General features: G+C 38.8%; 1 protein-coding gene. It reads right to left on the bottom strand.

What is annotated here, in order from left to right; all coding sequences use genetic code 11:
- A partial coding sequence (locus EHC72_RS22550; protein WP_131539971.1) for a transposase occupies positions 1 to 255 on the bottom strand: 255 nt, incomplete at both ends.

The following is a 255-nucleotide window of genomic DNA, read 5'->3' as shown; positions in this document are numbered from 1 at the left end:
ACAAAATTACTCGGGTCACAAGGAAATTCGTGTTCAAAGAAAACCCTGCCACAAAAATGCTGCATATAAGGATTCATGATCCAGGCTTTTTCCAACGTCTCATCGCCCAAATTATACAAATGTTTCAATAGCAAACAACCCACCATAAACCGAATCGGATGGCTCGGATTGCCCACTTTGGAATACAAGGGCGAAAATTCTTTCTCAAAATAATTCCAATCTATTTTTTCTGAAAGTAGAACAAGTTCATGCTCG

Origin of the sequence: Pedobacter nototheniae (assembly GCF_004335085.1) — a bacterium.
GTDB lineage: Bacteria > Bacteroidota > Bacteroidia > Sphingobacteriales > Sphingobacteriaceae > Pedobacter > Pedobacter nototheniae.
Note: the sequence above shows the minus strand (reverse complement) of the source record. Positions and strands in the feature narration are given on the sequence as shown.